Annotated in this window: 12 protein-coding genes, 3 tRNA genes and 3 rRNA genes; all 18 read left to right on the top strand. The window is 39.5% G+C overall.

The features are described from left to right. Window positions 1-124 precede the first annotated feature (124 nt). The 18 genes from ACSAMO_RS07155 to ACSAMO_RS07070 all read left to right on the top strand — a co-directional run bounded on the left by ACSAMO_RS07155 (window position 125) and on the right by ACSAMO_RS07070 (window position 23,045). A complete protein-coding gene (locus tag ACSAMO_RS07155) occupies window positions 125-922 on the top strand; it encodes a hypothetical protein (RefSeq protein WP_412276297.1) in 798 nt (265 codons plus the stop codon). Window positions 923-1,549: 627 nt separating this feature from the next. After that, window positions 1,550-3,085 (top strand): 16S ribosomal RNA (locus ACSAMO_RS07150). Between the two features lie 182 nt (window positions 3,086-3,267). Then, window positions 3,268-3,344, top strand: a tRNA-Ile gene (locus tag ACSAMO_RS07145). A 101-nt stretch (window positions 3,345-3,445) separates the two neighbouring features. Next, window positions 3,446-3,521 (top strand) — tRNA-Ala (locus tag ACSAMO_RS07140). Window positions 3,522-3,847: 326 nt separating this feature from the next. Continuing rightward, window positions 3,848-6,695: ribosomal RNA gene (locus ACSAMO_RS07135) — 23S ribosomal RNA — on the top strand. A 271-nt stretch (window positions 6,696-6,966) separates the two neighbouring features. After that, window positions 6,967-7,083 (top strand): 5S ribosomal RNA (rrf, locus tag ACSAMO_RS07130). The 16S, 23S and 5S rRNA genes sit together here with 3 tRNA genes alongside, the layout of an rRNA operon. A gap of 79 nt (window positions 7,084-7,162) precedes the next feature. Further along, window positions 7,163-7,238: transfer RNA gene (locus ACSAMO_RS07125), tRNA-Asn, on the top strand. A 561-nt stretch (window positions 7,239-7,799) separates the two neighbouring features. Further along, the gene (locus ACSAMO_RS07120) at window positions 7,800-9,482 is read left to right on the top strand and encodes a hypothetical protein (protein WP_499209015.1); all 1,683 of its coding nucleotides are present in this window, start codon (window positions 7,800-7,802) and stop codon (window positions 9,480-9,482) included. Window positions 9,483-9,544: 62 nt separating this feature from the next. After that, the gene (locus tag ACSAMO_RS07115; protein ID WP_499209014.1) at window positions 9,545-11,335 is read left to right on the top strand and encodes a leucine-rich repeat protein; all 1,791 of its coding nucleotides are present in this window, start codon (window positions 9,545-9,547) and stop codon (window positions 11,333-11,335) included. Between the two features lie 19 nt (window positions 11,336-11,354). Further along, window positions 11,355-13,124 (top strand): leucine-rich repeat protein, encoded by a 1,770-nt coding sequence (locus tag ACSAMO_RS07110; protein WP_412615738.1) that lies wholly within the window; start codon window positions 11,355-11,357, stop codon window positions 13,122-13,124. A 261-nt stretch (window positions 13,125-13,385) separates the two neighbouring features. Further along, on the top strand, window positions 13,386-14,618 hold the full coding sequence (locus ACSAMO_RS07105; RefSeq protein ID WP_499209013.1) for a helix-turn-helix transcriptional regulator: 1,233 nt from the start codon (window positions 13,386-13,388) through the stop codon (window positions 14,616-14,618). Window positions 14,619-14,781: 163 nt separating this feature from the next. After that, window positions 14,782-17,841 carry an S-layer homology domain-containing protein gene (locus ACSAMO_RS07100; protein WP_499209012.1) on the top strand — a complete coding sequence of 1,020 codons (3,060 nt, stop codon included), beginning with the start codon at window positions 14,782-14,784 and terminating at the stop codon, window positions 17,839-17,841. Between the two features lie 382 nt (window positions 17,842-18,223). Continuing rightward, complete coding sequence (locus ACSAMO_RS07095) at window positions 18,224-19,105, top strand: class II aldolase/adducin family protein (protein WP_117968452.1); 882 nt, start codon at window positions 18,224-18,226, stop codon at window positions 19,103-19,105. Window positions 19,106-19,121: 16 nt separating this feature from the next. Continuing rightward, window positions 19,122-19,694 carry a heme-binding protein gene (locus ACSAMO_RS07090; protein WP_117968451.1) on the top strand — a complete coding sequence of 191 codons (573 nt, stop codon included), beginning with the start codon at window positions 19,122-19,124 and terminating at the stop codon, window positions 19,692-19,694. Between the two features lie 17 nt (window positions 19,695-19,711). Beyond that, window positions 19,712-21,139 carry an aldehyde dehydrogenase family protein gene (locus tag ACSAMO_RS07085; RefSeq protein ID WP_022229858.1) on the top strand — a complete coding sequence of 476 codons (1,428 nt, stop codon included), beginning with the start codon at window positions 19,712-19,714 and terminating at the stop codon, window positions 21,137-21,139. Window positions 21,140-21,208: 69 nt separating this feature from the next. Continuing rightward, window positions 21,209-22,378, top strand: coding sequence for a zinc-dependent alcohol dehydrogenase (locus tag ACSAMO_RS07080; protein WP_499210096.1), 1,170 nt, complete (start codon window positions 21,209-21,211; stop codon window positions 22,376-22,378). Between the two features lie 25 nt (window positions 22,379-22,403). Further along, complete coding sequence (locus ACSAMO_RS07075) at window positions 22,404-22,745, top strand: BMC domain-containing protein (protein WP_022229856.1); 342 nt, start codon at window positions 22,404-22,406, stop codon at window positions 22,743-22,745. Window positions 22,746-22,775: 30 nt separating this feature from the next. Next, the gene (locus tag ACSAMO_RS07070) at window positions 22,776-23,045 is read left to right on the top strand and encodes a BMC domain-containing protein (protein ID WP_022229855.1); all 270 of its coding nucleotides are present in this window, start codon (window positions 22,776-22,778) and stop codon (window positions 23,043-23,045) included. Window positions 23,046-23,055 lie beyond the last annotated feature (10 nt).

The raw sequence follows: 23,055 nt of genomic DNA, 5'->3' as shown, positions 1-23,055 counted from the left end.
TGTGTTGATTGAAGTATTACTTTTTTTTGAACAATTATATCTGCTTTTTGTATTTATTTTTTGTATAAAAGAAGGTAAAATACAATTAAAATGATAGCGTAAAGTAAGAAAGGGAGAGAATTAAATGAAAAAGAAACTATTATCTATAGCTGCTGCATGTGTACTTGGTGTGCAGGCTATAGCAATGCCTATGATTGCAAATGCCGAACAAGGTACACAATATGTAACAAATTCTGATTTTAATGACGTTTCTATCGGAGGAGCTAAGGGTACAGGCTATTATGGTCTTGGAATCATTATGGACGGTTCTCCATGGCTTTCAAAGGGTAGTGCGAGCGTTCATTATCAGACATTCTATCATGATGATCAAAGAAACGTAAATTATTGTAACTTCTGGTCAAACAGTGATAAGACTGGTTCGGGCGACGGTGCAGGTTCAATGTATTTCTACAACAGAAACCTTGCTAAAACAATGGGACCTTACGGTATTGCCGAATATGACGTTCGTCTAAAAGCTGATACACAGGATTTCAACTTTATGATGGGTTGGTTTGAAGACCCTACAAGCAGTGGATTTAATGCGGCAACTCAAGTTGCTTTGAATCTAAGATTCAGCCTTAACGGTGTAACAGCCAATAACGGTGTAAGAACAGAAAACTTGGCAACACTTCAAGCTGATAAGTGGTACAAAGTAAGAGTTACTCTTGATAACAACTTTGAAGAATACAGTGCTGTTGTTACTGATGTAGAAACGGGTAAGGTAGTCGGCTCACTTCTTGATGCAGCTTACCAAGCATCAATTCCATCAGGTGTCACAGGTATTAAGACAACATGTTGGGGTTATATAAGAGGTAACACTTATGACTTCGATTTGACTAATGTAACAATCGGTAAGTCAGATACAAAGTATTCAGCTCAATAATGTAAATTAAAATTACCGCTCTTGGAGCGGTAATTTTTTTGTGATTTTATAGGATTAGTGGTTGCAGAAAGTGAAAACTACAATATATAGTGTAGCAAAAAGAAAAATAAAAAAAGATGAAAAAAGTTGAAAAAAAGTGTTGACAAAAGGGGTAATAGAGTGTATAATAATCAAGTCGTCAGTTGAGAGGGCTAAAGAACACGGGGAAGAGAAGTGTTCGGGTTGAGAAGAAGTTAAAAACTTTTTCAAAAAACTTTTAAAAAAGTCTTGACAAACTGAAAACGATGTGATAGAATAAACAAGCTGTCGCAAGAGAGCATGTACATTGAAAGATAAATAGTGCAGGTTTTATGTCAAGCGTTTGTGAAACAAACGCGAATCATATACCGGAGTTAGTATGCAGAAGCAACTTGTAAAAGTTGCGAGGAGCATACGGTTGTGCGTAAGCGCAAAACGCAGGTATATCAGGCGGTAGCCTGAGGATATTCGTGGTTCACAAATGCCAAATAACTATTGAGTTTTTTATGACAGAAATTCGGATAAAAAATTACGAAGAGAAGTCAGTTAGTAATTAAGAGCTAACAAACAATCGAGTATATAAGAGCAGAAATGCTTTGATATAACCATTTAAACGAGAGTTTGATCCTGGCTCAGGACGAACGCTGGCGGCGTGCCTAACACATGCAAGTCGAACGAGAATCTTTGGAATGATTCTTTCGGGATGAATTCCAAAGAGGAAAGTGGCGGACGGGCGAGTAACGCGTGAGTAACCTGCCCATAAGAGGGGGATAATCCATGGAAACGTGGACTAATACCGCATATTGTAATAAAATCGCATGATTTAATTATGAAAGATTTATCGCTTATGGATGGACTCGCGTCAGATTAGATAGTTGGTGAGGTAACGGCTCACCAAGTCAACGATCTGTAGCCGAACTGAGAGGTTGATCGGCCGCATTGGGACTGAGACACGGCCCAGACTCCTACGGGAGGCAGCAGTGGGGAATATTGCGCAATGGGGGCAACCCTGACGCAGCAACGCCGCGTGCAGGAAGAAGGTCTTCGGATTGTAAACTGTTGTCGCAAGGGAAGAAGACAGTGACGGTACCTTGTGAGAAAGTCACGGCTAACTACGTGCCAGCAGCCGCGGTAATACGTAGGTGACAAGCGTTGTCCGGATTTACTGGGTGTAAAGGGCGCGTAGGCGGACTGTCAAGTCAGTCGTGAAATACCGGGGCTTAACCCCGGGGCTGCGATTGAAACTGACAGCCTTGAGTATCGGAGAGGAAAGCGGAATTCCTAGTGTAGCGGTGAAATGCGTAGATATTAGGAGGAACACCAGTGGCGAAGGCGGCTTTCTGGACGACAACTGACGCTGAGGCGCGAAAGTGTGGGGAGCAAACAGGATTAGATACCCTGGTAGTCCACACCGTAAACGATGGATACTAGGTGTAGGAGGTATCGACCCCTTCTGTGCCGCAGTTAACACAATAAGTATCCCACCTGGGGAGTACGACCGCAAGGTTGAAACTCAAAGGAATTGACGGGGGCCCGCACAAGCAGTGGAGTATGTGGTTTAATTCGAAGCAACGCGAAGAACCTTACCTGGGCTTGACATCCCTGGAATCGAGTAGAGATACTTGAGTGCCTTCGGGAATCAGGTGACAGGTGGTGCATGGTTGTCGTCAGCTCGTGTCGTGAGATGTTGGGTTAAGTCCCGCAACGAGCGCAACCCCTATTGTCAGTTGCCATCATTAAGTTGGGCACTCTGGCGAGACTGCCGGTGACAAATCGGAGGAAGGTGGGGACGACGTCAAATCATCATGCCCCTTATGCCCAGGGCTACACACGTACTACAATGGCCGATAACAAAGTGCAGCGAAACCGTGAGGTGGAGCGAATCACAAAACTCGGTCTCAGTTCAGATTGCAGGCTGCAACTCGCCTGCATGAAGTTGGAATTGCTAGTAATCGCGGATCAGAATGCCGCGGTGAATACGTTCCCGGGCCTTGTACACACCGCCCGTCACACCATGAGAGTCGATAACACCCGAAGCCTGTGAGCTAACCTATTAGGAGGCAGCAGTCGAAGGTGGGGTTGATGATTGGGGTGAAGTCGTAACAAGGTAGCCGTATCGGAAGGTGCGGCTGGATCACCTCCTTTCTAAGGAGAACCGATTAAGCGAATAGCTTAGTCAAAATTCCTAAGGTCGAACGATAGAAATATCGTCAGAGACAGAAACTGTGCTATTTATCTTTGAGTGTATATGCATTCAGCATGAACATTCATAACGAAATATTGATATAAGTGGGAAAAGGAAACTGAACCCAATAGAAACCCTGCATGGGCCTATAGCTCAGCCGGTTAGAGCGCACGCCTGATAAGCGTGAGGTCGGTGGTTCGAGTCCACTTAGGCCCACCAATTTTGCGAATTTCGAATTTTTTCTCGGTCTTGCGTACAATGAGTACGCGACGACGTCGAAGAAAATCCGAACTTCATCAAAATTAACCAAAGTAAAATTTGGGGGTGTAGCTCAGCTGGGAGAGCACCTGCCTTGCAAGCAGGGGGTCAGGAGTTCGATTCTCCTCATCTCCACCAATTCAAACAATTTCACGCACATTTCGCATTTTTTCTCAGTCTTGCGTACCGATGTACGCGACGACGTCGAAGAAAAAGCGAACTGCACGCAAACTTGTTTGAATTTAAAATCAATATAAAAGATTGTACCTTGAAAACTAAACAATGTAACAAACGATGATAGAGAGAAACGAGGAAATGACATAGTAATGTCAAACCCCGATAACTAAATTAGTTATCAAACTAATGTGGAAAGGTTTTTTCGATATACGAGAGTATATGGGTAAAAACTTCAATTTCAAAAACAAATCTCTAATTCTTATGTAATTCAAGAACCAAACCAAGTTGGTCAAGCTATAAAGAGCGTAGGGAGAATGACTTGGCATCAGGAGCCGAAGAAGGACGTGACAAGCTGCGAAAAGCTGCGGTTAGGAGCAAATATCCATAGACCCGCAGATATCCGAATGGGGAAACCCGGTACGGCAATACCGTATCACTGCATGGTAAATACATAGCCATGTGGAGGAAACCCTCTGAACTGAAACATCTAAGTAGGAGGAGGAAGAGAAAGAAACATCGATTTCCTAAGTAGCGGCGAGCGAAAGGGAAAGAGGCCAAACCAGAGATAGCAATATCTTTGGGGTTGCGGACTGCATAATTGATTTAACATCTTTAGCAGAAGTGTATGGGAAGACACACCATAGTAGGTAATAGTCCTGTAAGCGAAAGGGATGTTAACATGGCAGTATCCAGAGTACCACCGGACACGAGGAACCCGGTGGGAAGCCGGGGGGACCACCCCCCAAGCCTAAATACTACCTGATGACCGATAGTGAAAAGTACAGTGATGGAAAGTTGAAAAGAACCCCGGAAGGGGAGTGAAAAAGAATCTGAAACCCTATGTTTACAAGCTGCTAAAGCACTATATATGTGCGATAGCGTACTTTTTGTAGAACGGTCCGGCGAGTGTATGTTGCAAGCGAGGTTAAGGTGTTAAGCACTGAAGCCGAAGGGAGACCGAGTGTGAATAGCGCGTACAGTTTGCAGTATACGACCCGAAACCGGGTGACCTAACCATGGACAGGTTGAAGTGGAAGTAAAATTCCATGGAGGACCGAACCCACGTCTGTTGAAAAAGGCGGGGATGAGCTGTGGTTAGCGGTGAAATTCCAATCGAACTCGGATATAGCTGGTTCTCATCGAAATAGCTTTAGGGCTAGCCTCAGGATAGTTTAGCGGAGGTAAAGCACTGAATGGGCTAGGGGGCTTCACGGCTTACCGAACCCTATCAAACTCTGAATGCCGCATAAATGTTTCCTGGGAGTCAGACTGCGTGAGATAAGTTTCGTAGTCAAAAGGGAAAGAGCCCAGACCTACAGCTAAGGTCCCTAAATGAATTTAAGTGGAAAAGGATGTGCAGTTGCGTAGACAACTAGGACGTTGGCTTAGAAGCAGCCACTCATTTAAAGAGTGCGTAATAGCTCACTAGTCGAGTGATTGTGCGCCGAAAATGTAACGGGGCTAAAATTCATACCGAAGCTTAGGAATGATAGTAATATTGTTGGTAGATGAGCGTTGTGTAAGCCTGAGAAGCTACACCGAAAGGAGTAGTGGAGGTATCACAAGTGAGAATGCCGGAATGAGTAGCGAGAATTATGTGAGAATCATAATGGTCGAAAATCTAAGGTTTCTTGAGGAAGGTTCGTCCGCTCAAGGTAAGCCGGGAGCTAAGGCGAGGCCGAGAGGCGTAGTCGATGCACATACGGTAAAGATTCCGTAGCCACCGAAGTCGTTAAATACAGGGACACAGGAACATAGCCTAACCCCACCGTTGGTTGAGTGGGGCGTAAGGGAGCGAAAATTAGTAGCGAAGTGGGTGATTGTACACTGGCGAGAAAAGCTGTATGAATTGACAAGGTGCCCGTACCGCAAACCGACACAGGTAGATGAGGAGAGAATCCTAAGACCAGCGGGAGAAGTGTTGTTAAGGAACTCGGCAAAATGACCCCGTAACTTCGGGATAAGGGGAGCCTACGCGAGTAGGCCGCAGAGAATAGTCTCAAGCGACTGTTTAGCAAAAACACAGGTCTATGCTAAATCGAAAGATGATGTATATGGGCTGACGCCTGCCCGGTGCTGGAAGGTTAAGGGGAAGTGTTAGAGCAATCGAAGCACTGAACTTAAGCCCCAGTAAACGGCGGCCGTAACTATAACGGTCCTAAGGTAGCGAAATTCCTTGTCAGGTAAGTTCTGACCCGCACGAATGGCGTAACGACTTGAGAGCTGTCTCAACAACATACCCGGCGAAATTGAAGTACTGGTAAAGATGCCAGTTACCCGTGATAAGACGGAAAGACCCCATGGAGCTTTACTGTAACTTGATATTGAATTTTTGTATTACATGTACAGGATAGGTGGGAGACAGAGAACTAATGCCGCCAGGTGTTAGGGAGTCGATGTTGGGATACCACTCTTGTAATATGAAGGTTCTAACCTGCACCCGTGAATCCGGGTGGGGGACACTGTCAGGTGGACAGTTTGACTGGGGCGGTCGCCTCCTAAAAGGTAACGGAGGCGTTCAAAGGTTGGTTCAGCACGGACGGAAATCGTGCAACGAGTGCAAACGCATAAACCAGCCTAACTGCGAGACCGACAAGTCGAGCAGTAACGAAAGTTGGAGTTAGTGATCCGGCGGTATGAGAGTGGAATTGCCGTCGCTCAACGGATAAAAGCTACCCTGGGGATAACAGGCTGATCTCCCCCAAGAGTCCACATCGACGGGGAGGTTTGGCACCTCGATGTCGGCTCATCGCATCCTGGAGCTGTAGTCGGTTCCAAGGGTTGGGCTGTTCGCCCATTAAAGCGGTACGCGAGCTGGGTTCAGAACGTCGCGAGACAGTTCGGTCCCTATCTATCACGGGCGTAGGAAATTTGAGGAGAGCTGACCTTAGTACGAGAGGACCGGGTTGGACGTACCGCTGGTGCACCTGTTGTTCTGCCAAGGGCATAGCAGGGTAGCTAAGTACGGACGGGATAAACGCTGAAGGCATCTAAGCGTGAAGCCCCCTTCGAGATAAGATTTCCCATAGCGTAGGCTAGTAAGGACCCATGAAGACTACATGGTTGATAGGCCGGAGGTGGAAGTGCAGTAATGTATGCAGCTGACCGGTACTAATAGTCCGAGGGCTTGACCAAGCATTTTAATCTGCGAAGCAGATAAAAATGCGAATATGTACGTAAGCAAAGGAGCAGAAGCAACTTGAAAAGTTGCGAGGAGCGACTGGTTGCCGTAAGGCAATGCGGAGTACATACAAGCGTTAGCTTGAGCATAAAGAAAGCAAAAGCAGATTAAAATACAGATGTATCGCTACATCAAAGGTTAGGAACGAGAAAGATAAGAAATTAGAGAAAACGCATTGTGAAGTTATGTTGTTTAGTTTTGAGGGTATGACCTCAAAAGAGAAGATCCGGTGACGATAGCAAGGAGGAACCACCTGTTCCCATGCCGAACACAGAAGTTAAGCTCCTTAACGTCGATGATACTTGGTGGGTGACTGCCTGGGAAAGTAGAAAGTTGCCGGAACGAAGAATGCTGAAGATAACGACAAAAGTCGTTATCTTTGGTGTTTAAAGAAAAAGTTAGCGAAAGCTAAAGAAGATATTCCTCTATAGCTCAGTTGGCAGAGCGCATGACTGTTAATCATGATGTCGCTGGTTCGAGCCCAGCTGGAGGAGCCATAATCGGAACAAGTTATCTTGTTCCGATTTTTTTGTGTTCTCAAATATTTTGTAATTCGATATTTTAATTAATTCAATTCACTTTTTGTTGAAATACTTACATTATTTGCTACCAAGTTTCCGGAATAAGCTACCACTTAGTCGGAAAATGTTGACAAACATAATATTACTGGGTAGAATTTAATTGTAATCATTTGTTACTGGGGGGTTACAAATTAAGAAAATGTTGTTGATGTTTAAATATATTATAACTATTTATATCATCAGTTCAATGAGCTTATCATTAATAAATATTATAAATTTTATATGATATGAAAATAGCTTGAAATATAAAAGAACATTGCCAACACAAAAAACAAAATATAATACTGACTTTATTTTAAAATAAAATAAAGAGATACCAATGCTCTTAATCTTTGCGGGTCAGCATACATTAAGTTATATTGTGTACCTCTTATGTGTGTTATTATATAACAAATCGTCATAGTTTGTCAAACACATTATAAGAACTTTGTTTTGTTGAAATGAATACAGTATTATAAAAAGAAAGGCGGTTTTGTTATGAAACTAAAAAAATTTATCACGTTAGGATTGGCTGCGGTTATGGCAACTTCAGCAATCGGAATCAATGCTTTTGCTGCTGATAGTGATAACGAAATTGTTTATTCTTATGCTGATGAGAATAACAATATTATCAATATCACTCAAAGTGATTTAGATGCAGAACATTGGAATAAGGAGGCATTAGGCGACACTGCACCGGCAATATACGAGAATTTTCCTATGAAAATGACTGGTTATACAAATGATTTTTCGGAATTATCACTTGATATTGTATATATGAAGAAACTTGAGGATATGGATAAAGTTTCTTTAACCATAACCGATTTAAACGACGGAAATATAGTGTATAATAGTTTATTAACTGAAGAAAGTTTTTATTCTCCTGTTCTTGATGAAAAAGGTCAATATGATGTTGAATTAACAGAAGTTATTGATGGTCAAACCACTAATTATAAACGAATCGTTTGTGTAAAAAAAGAAGATGCTGAAATGCCTTCATATGTAACAAATCCTAGCGAAAACAATAACGATATTGTACTTATTGCCAATACAAATGATTTACGATGTGGTGAAACTACCGATGATGATGGGAAAATCATTGTAAATCCACAAATAGCTAAATACACCCCAATACATGCAAATGAATTTAAGGATTATTGTAATTCTCTACCTGACGGAAATATCTATAGAGTATTTACAATTAGCGATAACCGACAATATGCCGGATTCTTTTCTAAAGATTATGGCGATAACATCTATAATTTAACAATAGAAACATATACAGAAAGTGATTTCTACGCTCCATCTGAAATGTCATTACCTTCTGTTAGCATATCGGATATTCAAAACAAAGCCTCTGAACTAAGAATATCAGATAGTAGCTTTAGATTAAAAGAGTCATCTTCTTCTGGGAAATATGCTGTTTATGAAGTTTATTTACCAGATTCCTATGTAGGATCAACAGATAAGAATGGTCAATTTAGAATAACTGTTACGGGCACATCTAAAATTGCTATGAAATTATGGAGTCATACCAAGAAAAATACTACTCCAACTGCACTAAGAACATATACATCTTCTAACAACGAAAATAGCACCTACGTCGATATCCGAACAAGTGATTATCAAAAAACAGCTGATTTTATTTCTTTTTATGTAATGGTCTATTTTACATCTGCTGTAGATGGATATGGTATGATTAATGTTGAACCTATTAATGGATACGAAGATGATGTTAATGGTTCAATAAACGATGCGTATAACGGGATACAAGGAGACCAATACACGCAAGGCAATAATTATCGTGAATTAAATAATACAGAATTTTATTTAACCGATGCATGGGATGTAGATGCTTTTTGTATGGATTATTGGGGTACTGATTCAAAAATATATAAAATAGAAATTAGAAATCGCAGTTTATCTGACCAAGCAAAGCTTGAAAGAGGCGAAAAAGCAAATGGCGGAAAAGCAAAATATTTAACATTATGGTCTGCTGATGTTAAAGATACAGTTGTGAATTGGAACTCTACAACAGTATACACAATACCAAAAAATACAGATATGGTAATATATTGCGACCCTACATATCAAGGCGAAAAAATCATATCGGTTAATAGTGTTTCGACAGGAAGCACTTCTGCTGATTATTATCAGTTATCGTATAAAATTATGCAATAATATAATAGTACAATAAAGAATATTCAATGTAAAATTAAATGCAGTTTTAAAGAGGTAGAATTATGAAAAAAATTGTTTCAATAATAAGTATATTTGCAATAATATTATCAGCAACACAGTTTGTGCTTGCTGATTATTCAGATGATACAACAATTACAGACGGTCAATTTGCTTACAAAAAAGGCACAAATAATATTCTTGCATATGTAGGAACAACAGGCATATGTGAGATACCCGAGAATACAACTCTAAAAGGTTTAACTCCGTCATGGGCAAAAGATGCGGCACCTATAACTAAACTAATCATTAATGATAATGTAGATATCAATATGATTATCTCCGGAGAACTTGTAAATTTAAATAAGCTAAAAGAAGTTGAAATAAAAGAAGGAGTAACCGAAATTCCTTATCAATTTTTAAAAGGCTGCAATAATCTTGAAAAAATTACATTACCGTCAACGATAGAAATTATAGATGATGAGGCTTTTAGTGAATGTAGCAAATTATCAACATTAGATTTAAATGATGGTCTTCAATCAATCGGCAGATATGCTTTTTCTGAAACAACTCTTTCGGGTAATTTAAATATTCCTGACACTGTAACGCATATGGACGTTACGGCTTTCACTGATTGTGGCAATCTTGACAAGGTTCATATGTCAAACAACATCGAATGCGAAAAAGACAAAAAATATTGTTATTGGTTTCCGCAGACAGATATAAAAGAAATAAACATTCCCGATACTATGCTTAATTGTACTAACTGTTATTTTCACGGAGATGAAATAACATTCAATTCAGATATGACGGTTAATATATACAATAAAGTTCAAGATTCTAATTGGTGTGATTTAAAATATTTAAAAGGCAAAACAGATAAAAGTATGGGTAACTATAAAGGATTTGCAACAGCCGAAAATACCATACTTAGATATATCGGAACAGACAAAAATCCAATAGTTCCCGATGGAATAACCGCAATAGGTAAACGTGCATTTACATATTGTGATATTGATACGGTCGAATTACCAAATTCCTTAACCCAAATAGGAGAGGCAGCATTTTATTTGTCGACATTAAAAGATATTACAATTCCTAAAAACGTCAAAAAAATAGAAGATGATGCTTTTGATTGGTGTCCGTTTTTAGAAAAAGTAACAATCAACGGAAATACGCAAATAGGTTCAAACGCAATTTTAGTTTCTGATAGACTTAGTGAAAATAAGATTGAAGTCAATAATTCAGATATTAAAAATCGTATTCTTTCTTTCGGAATTTCAGAATATGAATTGCCTGCATTTTATGAATTGATAAATTCAAACAGAGAGTTAATCGGTTGGAACAAAGTTGAAGAAGTTGAGCCAACCGAAACAACGGAAAGTACAACAAAACCTACTGTTACCGTTCCAACTGCAACAGCACTACCAACAACAGTGCCAACCAAAGAGCCGACTGCTACGGTTGAGCCGAACGAAACAACAGCACCAACTGCAAAACCGAAAAAGCTTACGGTTGAAACAGGCAATGCAGTTACGGTAAAAGTAGACAGCACAGACGTAGTATTCCCAGACGCACAGCCGTTTGTTGATGAAAATGGACGAACACAAGTGCCGATTCGTGCAGTATCTGAAATGCTTGACTGCAAGGTTGATTGGGACGATACATCAAAAACGGCAACCATTACAAAAGAAAATGGCGATGTTGTAAAAGTGACACTCGGAAGTGATGTTTTGACAGTAAACAACAAATCATCACAAATGGATACAACCGCAATAATAAAAGACGACCGAACATTTATCCCTGTGCGTTTCGTCGCAGAGGCACTGGGCTTGGAAGTTGAATGGTTGGAATGATTAGGAAAGAGGTAGAATTATGAAAAAGATTGTTTCAATAATAAGCATATTTGCAATAATGATGTCATTATGTGTAACATCATTTGCAAATGATTTAGCTGAAGACGAGGAAATACGAGGAGATTTCATTTACGAAAAGGGTACAAATAATATTCTTGCGTATGTGGGTACATCAGATATTTGTGAAATACCTGAAAATTCAAATTTGCTTGGTTTAAATCATATCAAGCAAACACATACGGCAATAAAAAAACTAATTATAAATAAAAATGTAAACTTTTCGATTCTTAATTCATCAAGCAGTTTGGAAGAAATTGATTTTAAAGATGGAATCACAGAAATACCTGACGGTATAATGCAGGAATGCGATTCTCTCAATAAAATAGTATTTCCGTCAACACTAAAGAAAATAGGAAATAATTCTTTTTCTAAATGCCCTAAAATAGAGAATATTGACTTACCGAACAATCTTGAGTATATAGGCGAATATGTATTCAGCGGTTTAAATTCATTGACGGGTGATATTTTAATTCCTAATACTGTTACACATATGGGATATAAAGCATTTTCAGATTGCGGTGATTTAGATAAAGTTCATTTATCAAATAATTTAACTTATACACATGAAAATAAAAATCAAGAAACAGCTTGTTGGTTTGACGGTACAAATATAAAAGAAATAAATATACCTGATAAAATGCTTGATAAAGTAAGTTGTTATTTTGATGGGGATAATATCACGTTTAATTCGGATATGACAGTCAATATATACAATATGGTTCGTGGTTCAGCTTGGTGTGAAGATAAGTATCTAAAAGGCAAAACAAATAAAACAATCGGTAATGATAAAGATTTTGTAATTGTCGAAAATACCTTGTTGAGATATACCGGAAATGACAAAAATCCAAAAGTGCCAGAAGGTGTTAAAAGTATTACTCAAGATGGTTTTTCGTTTTGCGATATAGACACGGTTACTTTACCGCAAAGCCTTGAAAAAATAGAAAAACGTGCTTTTACCTGTACAACATTAAAAGAAATTACTATTCCTAAAAATGTTGATACAATCGAAAGTTGGGCATTTTATATGTGTCCGTATATGGAAAAAGTGACTTTTGAGGGAGCACCGAAAAATATTGAAGAATATCCGTTAGATGGTTATTATATAAATTATGACCACAAAGAAAATGTAATATTTAAAGACCCAAATATAAAGCTGCCGGAGAATTTTTACAGTAATTCTGATGAATATGTTTTAGATGGATTTTATGTGTTATTTAAGGAACATACAGGTATAGATTTACCTAAAGTCAATAAAAAAGATGAATCTGTATCCACCGCAAAAGAAACATTAAAACCAACATCATCTGTAACTCCGACACAAGAGCCGACTGCTACGGTTAAACCGAGCGAAACAACAGCACCGGCTGCAAAACCGAAAAAGCTTACGGTTGAAACAGGCAATGCCGTTACGGTAAAAGTAGACAGCACAGACGTAGTATTCCCAGACGCACAGCCGTTTGTTGATGAAAACGGACGGACACAAGTGCCGATTCGTGCAGTATCTGAAATGCTTGACTGCAAGGTTGATTGGGACGATACATCAAAAACGGCAACCATTACAAAAGAAAATGGCGATGTTGTAAAAGTGACACTCGGAAGTGATGTTTTGACAGTAAACAACAAATCATCACAAATGGATACAACCGCAATAATAAAAGACGACCGAACATTTATCCCTGTGCGTTTCGTCGCAGAGGCACTTGGTTTGGAAGTTGAATGGTTGGAATGATTACTTATTAAAAAACGGAAATATATTGAACCGACACCCAAAAGTCAGACCAAAATCTAACAGTTGGGATGTCGGTTTTTTTATAAAAATTTTTTCAAACAAAGACAAGATATAGTGCTTGAAATTGGTAAAAATACAAAATAATCTATTATGAACAATCAAAGAACTTTCTGTTAAAATTTTTTACTTGAAATTATAAGAAAAACAGTATATAATATAAAATGTATAGTGCGAGAGAGTGCCTATAAGGGAGAGGTGTCTATGTATAAGTTGAATGATATACATAATTATGATGTCGGAAACAAAGGCAATTTTGAAAAAATGGTTATTTCCGAGGCGGACAGAGTTAAGCCTATTATCAAAGAACAATTTCTTAGAGAATACATTCTTGGTACGGGCGATACATATGAAATATTCAATATATATTGTAAGACGTTTGGCGTAGACCGTATGCTTGAAACAAGAATGATAATCATTAAACCGGCACAGCAAAGTGAAGATGAAGATATATTCTTCTTAAAAAACACTTCTGAGCAGTACATCGGTGAAGATAGATTATTATTAAGCACAACAATAAAAAATCATTTGTTTCTTATAACAACATTATTGGAACAGCAAGAGATTACATCGGTACTTGAGAAAATTCATAATACTATGAAAACGTGCTATGGATATGATGTTATGGCGGTATACAGCAAGATTGCGTCAATAGCTGATGCACCTGCATCATACGAACGTCTGAAAAGATGTATGGGATATTCGTTTTATTCTGACAGCTGCGAGATTTTGTATGAAAACGATATTAAAATCAACGAAAATGCTGTTAGTGTACAAGCTGAATACGGCGCTATTGAACACGCCGTAAAAACCGGTGATATGGAAAAGCTGAAAATGCTTTTGAGCGGATTTTTTAAAACACTTGAAAAGGCAATGCCGACTCCGGCGGTTGCAAAAACGTATTGTTTAGAGCTTTATGTCTGCATAATTCGTTGTTGCAGTGTTGAAAAAATCGAAAAGTATATGAAAGGAATTGTTTCTGTTCAAGCGGCTAAAAAGCTTAGTGAGATTAAATCTTTCATTGAACAGAACGGTTTTGAAATCGCAAAAGCCAATGCACCGGAATCTAACAAAATATACAGTTCGCTAATTCGTGATACGATTAACATAATTGATGAGAATATCGAAAATGAAAATCTTTCGCTGCGATGGCTTGCCGGAACGATATTATATACGAATGTCGATTATCTTGGAAAGCTGTTTAAGAAAGAAACAGGCAAGAATTTTTCTCATTATGTTATGGAAAAACGTATGGAAATGGCGAAAGACCTCATAATTGAGGGTAAAAAGGACAGAATTTACGAAGTTGCCGAAAAAGTCGGTTACGGCTCAAATTCACAATATTTCAGTCAGGTATTTAAAAAATATACCGGAGTTTCTCCGCTGGAGTACAGGGAATTTGCAAGGTTGGCAAGAGAAAAAAATGAAGCAGGTTGAATTTATAAAAACAACCGAAAATAGTCTTTAAATTAGACAATTATAACTGATTTTTAACTGTTAATTGTATTGACAATGCTATATAATTGTCTGTGAGTTTCGTTAATAGAAATTGGAAAAATCCAATTTGTATTATATTTTTAAATTTTATGGAGGTATTCAAATGGGTAACAAGATGAAAAAACTAATCTGTGCGCTTTTGGCATCAGCAATGCTTGTAGGCTCAGTCGGCGTTGTCGGCTTTGCAGATGAAGATACAAACGCTGAAACAGTTGTAACAACTTCTGCAGAAGCAACAGAAAAACCTGCCGATGCAGAGGCAACAGAGGCTCCTGCCGGTGCAGAGGCAACAGAGGCTCCTGCTGTAACAGAGGCTCCTGTAGCTACAGTTGCTCCTACTACATCTGGTAGCAGCTATGATAACGACAGTTATTATGACAAGGCACTTTCACTATGTAGTGCACTTGGTATTATCACAGGTTATGAAGATGGTAGTGTAAAGCCTGATTCAAAGGTAACAAGAGCGGAAATGGCATCAATCGTTCTAAGAATGCTTGATTTAACATCAACATCTACATATCAGAACGGTTTTACAGATGTAACATCATCACACTGGGCTGCTGATCAAATTCAAACAGCTTTAGAGGCTAATATCATCAGCGGTATGGGCGACGGAACATTTGTTCCTGACGGCGAAGTTACATATGCTCAAGTATGTGTAATGCTTGTAAATGCTATGAATTATCAGGATGACGCTGAATATTACGGCGGATATCCTAACGGTTATATCAAGGTTGCAGGTATGTCAGACCTTGAAATCACAAAGAACGCACCGGGTGCGGCAGACGTTGCCTCAGACCGTGGCGTAGTTATCAAGATGGTGTATAATGCACTTCTTGGTCAATACAAGGAAATCAACGGCTATGAGAACGGTGCTCCTACTTACAAAGCTAACGGCACATTGGCAAAGGCTAAGTTTGACGTTATCGATAAGAAGGGTGTTCTTACAGCTACATCAAAGACAAGCGTATCTTCAACAGACGTTCAAGACGGTCAAATCGAAATCGTTTCAGATGAAGACGATGAAGCTAAGCTATTTGACTGTGACCTAACAGGTCTTGAAGATTACCTTGCTCAAAAGATTACATATTACTACAAGGAAAACAGCGGTCTTACACCAAAAGTTCTTGCAGTAACATATGACGCATCAAAGACAACAACATTCAAGGCTGATGCTGATGATATTCAAACAGTTGAAGGCTTTGATACAGATGAAGGTAAATTCAAAATCGAAGGCGTAAGCAAGAAAAAGAACTGTGCCGGTGCATCAATCGTATATAACGGTAAGATTATATCAAAGAGCCAACTTGCAGAGTTAGGTGAATCAATCAGTGACCTACTTCTTCCTGAAAAAGGTAACATCAGACTTGTAGACAGTGACAAGGACGATGTATTTGATGTTGTATTTGTAGATTCATATGAAACAATGGTAGTTTCAAGTGCAACAGACGAAAGAATCGTAGGTAAAGTAGCAGATGACGATAACTTCGGCGATACAAAGGCGCTAACAATCAAACTTGACGATTCAGAAGACAGAACAATCTCTGTTACAAAAGCAGGTAACGAGATCAGACTTAGAAACTTAAAGAAGAACGATGTAGCAACAATCAGAAGAAGTCTTGACGATACAGTTGTTGACGTTGTTGTAACAGGCGAAAGCTTTACAGGTTCGGCGTCAGGTATTTCAAAGAAGGTTGACAAGAGCTATGCTACAATCAACGGTACAAAGTACGATGTTGCAAACGTTGCAGTTGGCGATCTTGTAAGCGGTACACAATCAACATTCTATACAGATATGTTCGGTCGTATAGCTTATATTGAATCAGCAGGCGGAAGTGTTCTTCAGTCAGGCGAAAAGTATGGTTGGATTATGAACGGCTATGATTTAGAAGACGGTAGCGGTTACATTATTGAAATGATGACTCAAGACGGTAAGTCAGCTGAATATAAGCTTGGCTCAAGTATTGATTACTGGGCTCCTACAGCAACAACTGCTACAACACTTTCTTCAAAAGAAGAGGCTAAGTCAACAATTTCAGCTCTTGTAAGTGCAAATTCATTTATGAAACTTTCATCTGATGCAAATGTTGCAATTAGACTTGTAAAGTATAAAGTTAATTCAAGTGGCAATATTACAAGATTATATTGTGCAGTTAATGCTAAAACAGTTTCTGATGACAAGGCTCTTAGAATTAATCCAACAAACTTAAAGAGTACTGCGGTTGTATCTGGTCTTGTTGGCGGATATAAGATTGGTGACGGTATTGTTGAAATGTCAGTTCCAAAGACTGCAGCAGATATGAAAAATGCAGACAACTATAAGGTTGGTACAGTAAATTCAGGTTCTTATGTGGTAAGAGAAAACGGTTCAAGTCGTGATTTCGTTGTTGGTCAATTTGAAAATACAAATGTTCCTACAATTCTTATCAACTTTACTTCAAGTGCGGATGCTCTTGCAGCAGTAAAGGATATTGATACGGCTGCTAACAATCCGACAATGGTCGTTAATGAAATTGAAACTGGTGTTGATGATGATGACAACACAGTTTACACAATCAATGGTTACTTTAATGGTGCAGAAGTATCTCTTACAACAACAAAGAATGCTGTTTTAGGTAAGTTGAATAACAAGGGTAAGAATAACGGCATTATTGCAGACCAGGGTGGTAGCAAGTTCTATTCAACAACAGATATTTGGAATGCACAATCTGGTGCTAAATTGACTGATTACTTATCAGAGGGCGATTATATTCTTTATGATGGTGGAGATAGAATTGTCTTGGTACTTGACGCAGATGATGTGTATAAACAAGTATATGAAGGTAAGACTGTAGCCGATGCTCTACCGTTTGGTGCATATAACCAATTTATTGCTCGTAATATGATGGTATATGGTGCAGTGCTTTCATCAGATCTTGATGATGAGGCTAAGGTTGAAATTGATGCAAGTGCATTGAATACTCTTCAATTCGACTCATCAAAGCTTATGGATACTATTGAAATCAATATAAAGACCGGTAAGGCTTCTATTGATACAGACGGTAGTGAGATTTCAGATCTTGAGCCATATGATTCTGAAACAAAAACAGGTGATTATGCAATAGCAAGATTCTGTGATAAGGGTGCTCTACAAGAAATCGTTATTTACAGATTTGTAAACTAATTTCTGAACATAATAATACAATAACGGACGCGAATGCGTCCGTTATTTTTATGGCGAAATAAAATACAAGATTGCAATTATAATACAACAATATTACATTTTGGTTACATTTCACAAAATTCACTTATTACGATTGTATATTATTGATAAAGCGGAAAAAATAATAAGTTTTATTGTGCAAAATGTTACGCAAAAGACTTGCAAAGTATAGGTGTTTTGTGATAAAATAATAATGTACAGTTAAAGATATTAATTTACAATTTGTCTGTGCGGTAAACAGCACAAAAACACAGAAAAAAGTCTTTACAACAAGACTTATATGGTGTATAATAAAGACAAAACAAAATAAAACCAAAAAAAACAAAGAAAAGAGGGAAAACAAATGTATAAGTCTGACTTTGAAATTAAGAAAGAATTATGCGAAATCGGAAGGAGAATTTATAATGACGGTTTTGTTGCCGCAAATGACGGTAACTTCTCAGTCAAAATTGATGACAACACTTACTATGTTACACCGACAGGCGTAAGTAAGGGTTTCATGACTCCTGAAATGATTTGTAAAGTTGATGGACAAGGTAATCTAAAAGAGGCTAACGGCCCTTGGAAACCTTCATCAGAATTCAAAATGCACTTGAAGGTTTATCAGCAAAGACCGGACGTAAATGCCGTTGTTCATGCTCATCCTCCGATTGCAACTTCATTTGCTATCGCAGGTATTCCGCTTGACAAGCTAATTATGCCGGAAGCTATCATCTTCCTTGGTGCAGTGCCAATCGCACAATACGGTACACCGTCAACAATGGAAATTCCTGAATCACTTGAACCATATCTTCAAGATTATGATGCAATTCTACTTGCAAACCACGGTGCACTTTCATTCGGTTGTGACCTAAACACAGCATTCTTCAGAATGGAATCAACAGAATTTTACGCAAAGCTACTTTTCTATGCAAGAATGCTTGGCGGTGAAAAGGAAATCCCTTGCGGTGAAGTTAAGAAACTTGTTGAACTTAGAAAACAATTCGGCGTTCCGGGTAAGCACCCTATGGAAAAGCTTTGTCCGGGTTGTTATGAAGGTGACGATACTTGCTCAATGTCACCGACAGAGGCTAATAAAAAGTACGGCGTAGAATCATCAGCCGCTTATCATGGTTTCCAACCGCTTCCTTCACAGGTTTGCCCGACTCCTTCATCATCAAATAAGGATATGGAAAGCCTTGTTGCAGAAGTAACAAAGAAAGTTATGGAACAACTTAATAAATAAGTAACGGAGAAACATCATGAAAACTATTGATGAACTTGTCGATGAGTTGGCAGTACGCCTTAACTCTGGACAAACCGTTAAACAAAAAAAAGTCGCAAAACCTGTTTCTGCTCCTAAACCGGAAGTGAAAAAAGAGTGTAAAAAACAATGTAAGTGCGGCGGAAATTGCAAACATGAAAGTCCCGAAAAGATGACTATTGCTATGGCGAAAGAACTTGCCGAGGCAGTTGAAAAAGCGGCGACGATTTTAGGTGTTAAAGTGGTTGTTGCAATTCGTGACGAGGGTGCAAATCTTGTACTTCTTCACGCAATGGATGATAGTTACATAGCAAGCGTTCAGGCGTCACAGGATAAGGCTTATACAGCCGTAGCACTGAAAATGCCTACACATATCGCACTTGATGAATCAAGAGGCGGCTCGCTTGACGGACTTACAAACGGAAACGGAATATTACTGTTGGGCGGAGGTTATCCGCTTAGAACAGACAAAAAAATATACGGCGGAATCGGAGTTTCGGGTGGCACAAAAGAGCAAGATACAACTCTTGCAATGGTTGCCGACGCGTATTTTAAAACACGATTCGCTTGAGGAGGTTGGAAAAGTTAATGGTAGATGAAAAGCAAGTAAGCGAAATCGTTAAAAACGTTATTGCCGGAATGGATATTTCATCATTCGATAACAAGCCTGCAAGAAAGCAGCTTGGTGTATTCGATACAATGGAAGAGGCCATTGCAGCTTGTAACAAAGCTTACACGACCTTTAGACATTATAATAAAGAACAAAGGGAAAATATTATAAAGGAAATCAGACGTCTTACTCATGAAGAGGCTGAACCAATGGCTAAGTTGGCTGTTGAGGATACTAAAATGGGTAATGTTTATCACAAGATTTTAAAGCATCACCTTGTTGCCGATAAAACTCTTGGTACATCTGACCTTGAAACCCGTGCACTATCCGGTGACAGAGGTCTTACACTTGTTGAGATGGCTCCGTTCGGAATTATCGGTGCAATCACACCGTCAACAAATCCAAGCTGTACAGTTATTTGTAACAGTATCTGTATGCTTGCAGGCGGTAACGGTGTTATATTCAATCCGCACCCGCACGCAAAGAGAATTTCAGCATATGCTGTTGACCTTGTCAACAGAGCTATTCTTGCGGCAGGCGGTCCGGAAAATATCGTATGTACAGTAAAAGAACCGACAAGAGAAACTTCTGCTAAGATGGTTAATGACCCATCAGTAAGAATGCTTGTTGCAACAGGCGGTCCGGGCGTTGTTAAAATGCTGCTTTCAAGCGGAAAGAAAGCTATCGGCGCAGGCGCAGGTAACCCTCCTGTTGTTGTTGATGATACTGCCGACATTCCAAAGGCGGCTAAAGATATTATCGACGGATGTACATTTGATAACAATCTTCCTTGTATCGCTGAAAAAGAATGCTTCGTAATGAAAAATGTTGCGGACGAGCTTATTCAGAATATGTTGAAGAACGGTGCTTACCTAATCAATGCGGCACAAGTTAAACAACTTGAGGATGTTGTCCTTGTTTGGTCAAAGCCTAAAAAAGAGGGCGAACAGCCAAAACGTGTTATCAATAAGGATTGGGTCGGACGTGACGCAAAGAAGATTCTTGCTCAAATCGGTATCAATGTCGGTGACGATATTAGATGTATCATTTGTGAAACAGAGTTTTCACAGGCATTTGTTCAGACAGAACTTATGATGCCGATACTTCCTATCGTCAGAGTAGATACATTCGACGAGGCTGTTGAAATGGCTGTTAAGGCTGAACACGGCAATCGTCACAGCGCTCATCTTCATTCAAAGAATGTTGACCATATGACACAATATGCAAAAGCAATCTGTACAACAATATTTGTTAAGAATGCTCCGTCATATGCAGGTATCGGCTTTAACGCTGAAGGTTGGACAACCTTTACTATTGCCGGTCCGACAGGTGAGGGTATCACTTCTCCGAGAAGTTTTACACGTCAGAGAAGATGCGTACTTTCAGACGCACTTAATATCATATAAAAAGGAGTGAAAACCTTGAATATAAACGAAAATGATGTAGCAAAGCTTGTACAACAGGTTTTGCAAGAAATGACAAGTGGTGCTCCTGCATCAGCTCCAAAAGCACAAGCAGCTCCGAGCGGTGACATTCCAAAGACTGCAAAAGTTGCTATGATGACAGAATTAAAGCACTTTGAAATTCAGGAATACCCAATCCCTGAGTTGGGTGATGACGATATTCTTGTAAGAGTTGAAGGCTGCGGTGTTTGCGGTACAGATGCTCACGAATATAAGAATGACCCATTCTCACTTATCCCTGTTGTTCTTGGACACGAGGGTACGGGTGAAATTGTAAAGATGGGTAAAAACGTTAAGAAAGACAGCGCAGGTAAACCTTTAAATATCGGTGATAAGGTTGTTACTTGTATGATTTTCAAAGACGATCCTGATATTACAATGTTTGACCTTAATAAGCAAAATGTAGGCGGTGCAGACGTTTACGGACTTCTTCCTGATGATAACGTTCACCTAAACGGCTGGTACAGTGACTACATTCTTATCAGAGGTGGTTCAACAGTATTTAACGTAAGCGACCTTGATCTTGATTCAAGAATTCTTATCGAGCCATGTGCGGTTTTGGTACACGCTGTTGAAAGAGCAAAGACAACTAACATTTTGAGATTTAACTCAAGAGTTGTTGTTCAGGGCTGCGGACCTATCGGTCTTATCTGTATAGCAGTTCTACGCACAATGGGTATTGAAAATATCGTTGCAGTTGACGGTAATGAACAAAGACTTGCATTCGCTAAGAGAATGGGTGCCGGTGAAACAGTTAACTTTATGAACTACAAGGGTATCGATAACCTTGCAAATGCTGTAAAGGACGCTTTCGGCGGACATCTTGCAGATTTTGCATTCCAGTGTACAGGTTCGCCTGTTGCTCACAGCAATATCTATAAGTTCATCAGAAACGGCGGCGGACTTTGTGAACTTGGTTTCTTTATCAACGGCGGTGACGCTACAATCAATCCTCACTTTGACCTTTGCTCAAAGGAAATTACGCTTGTAGGCTCATGGGTATATACTCTTAGAGATTATGCTACAACATTTGATTTCTTAAAGAGAGCAATCGCAATCGGATTGCCTATTAAGGAACTTATTACACACAGATTCCCACTTGAAGAAATGAACGAGGCACTTGAAACAAACCTTGCTCAGAAGGGATTGAAAATAGCTTACGTCAGAAAAGACTTAATCTAAACCTCGGAAGAAAGGCTGAATAAGTATGAATGACGCAATAGGAATTATAGAAATGTTCGGATTTGTTACTGCGATAACAGCGGCAGACGCGGCTGCAAAAGCTGCAGACGTTAAAGTTATTGCAATCGACTCAAATAAGCCGGCAAACGCCGATTCGGTAGAAGTACCGCTTATTATGGCTGTCAAAGTTCAAGGCAGTGTCAGTGCCGTTACTGCGGCGGTTGACGCGGCTGCAAGAACAGCGGAGAGCATATCCGGACTTATAAATAAGCACATAATTGCAAGACCAACCGACGATTCGCAAAAAATGGCGAACCGAACAAGTGTCGGCAGAGATAAGGTAGGTCATATACCAAATAACGCGTAGCGTAAATTTAAGGAAAGGAATGATATAGGAGTGCAGGCATTAGGATTTATCGAAACAAGAAGTCTTACCGCTTCTATTGAAGCTTCCGACGTTATGACCAAAACCGCTGACGTATGGGTAGTCGGAACTGAGAAAATCGGCTCAGGTCTTGTGAATGTAGTGATTCAAGGCGATGTTGACGCTGTTACGGCGGCTGTTAAAGCCGGTGAGGCAGTGGCAAAAGAAATAGGTGAGGTTTATGCAGTTAATGTAATTCCTCGTCCGCATGATGACATTGCCAAAATCCTGCCTTCGATTTAAGTAGGAGGTT

It is taken from the genome of Ructibacterium sp. SJQ-7 (genome assembly GCF_054696575.1).
This window is presented reverse-complemented; position numbering and strand designations above follow the sequence as displayed.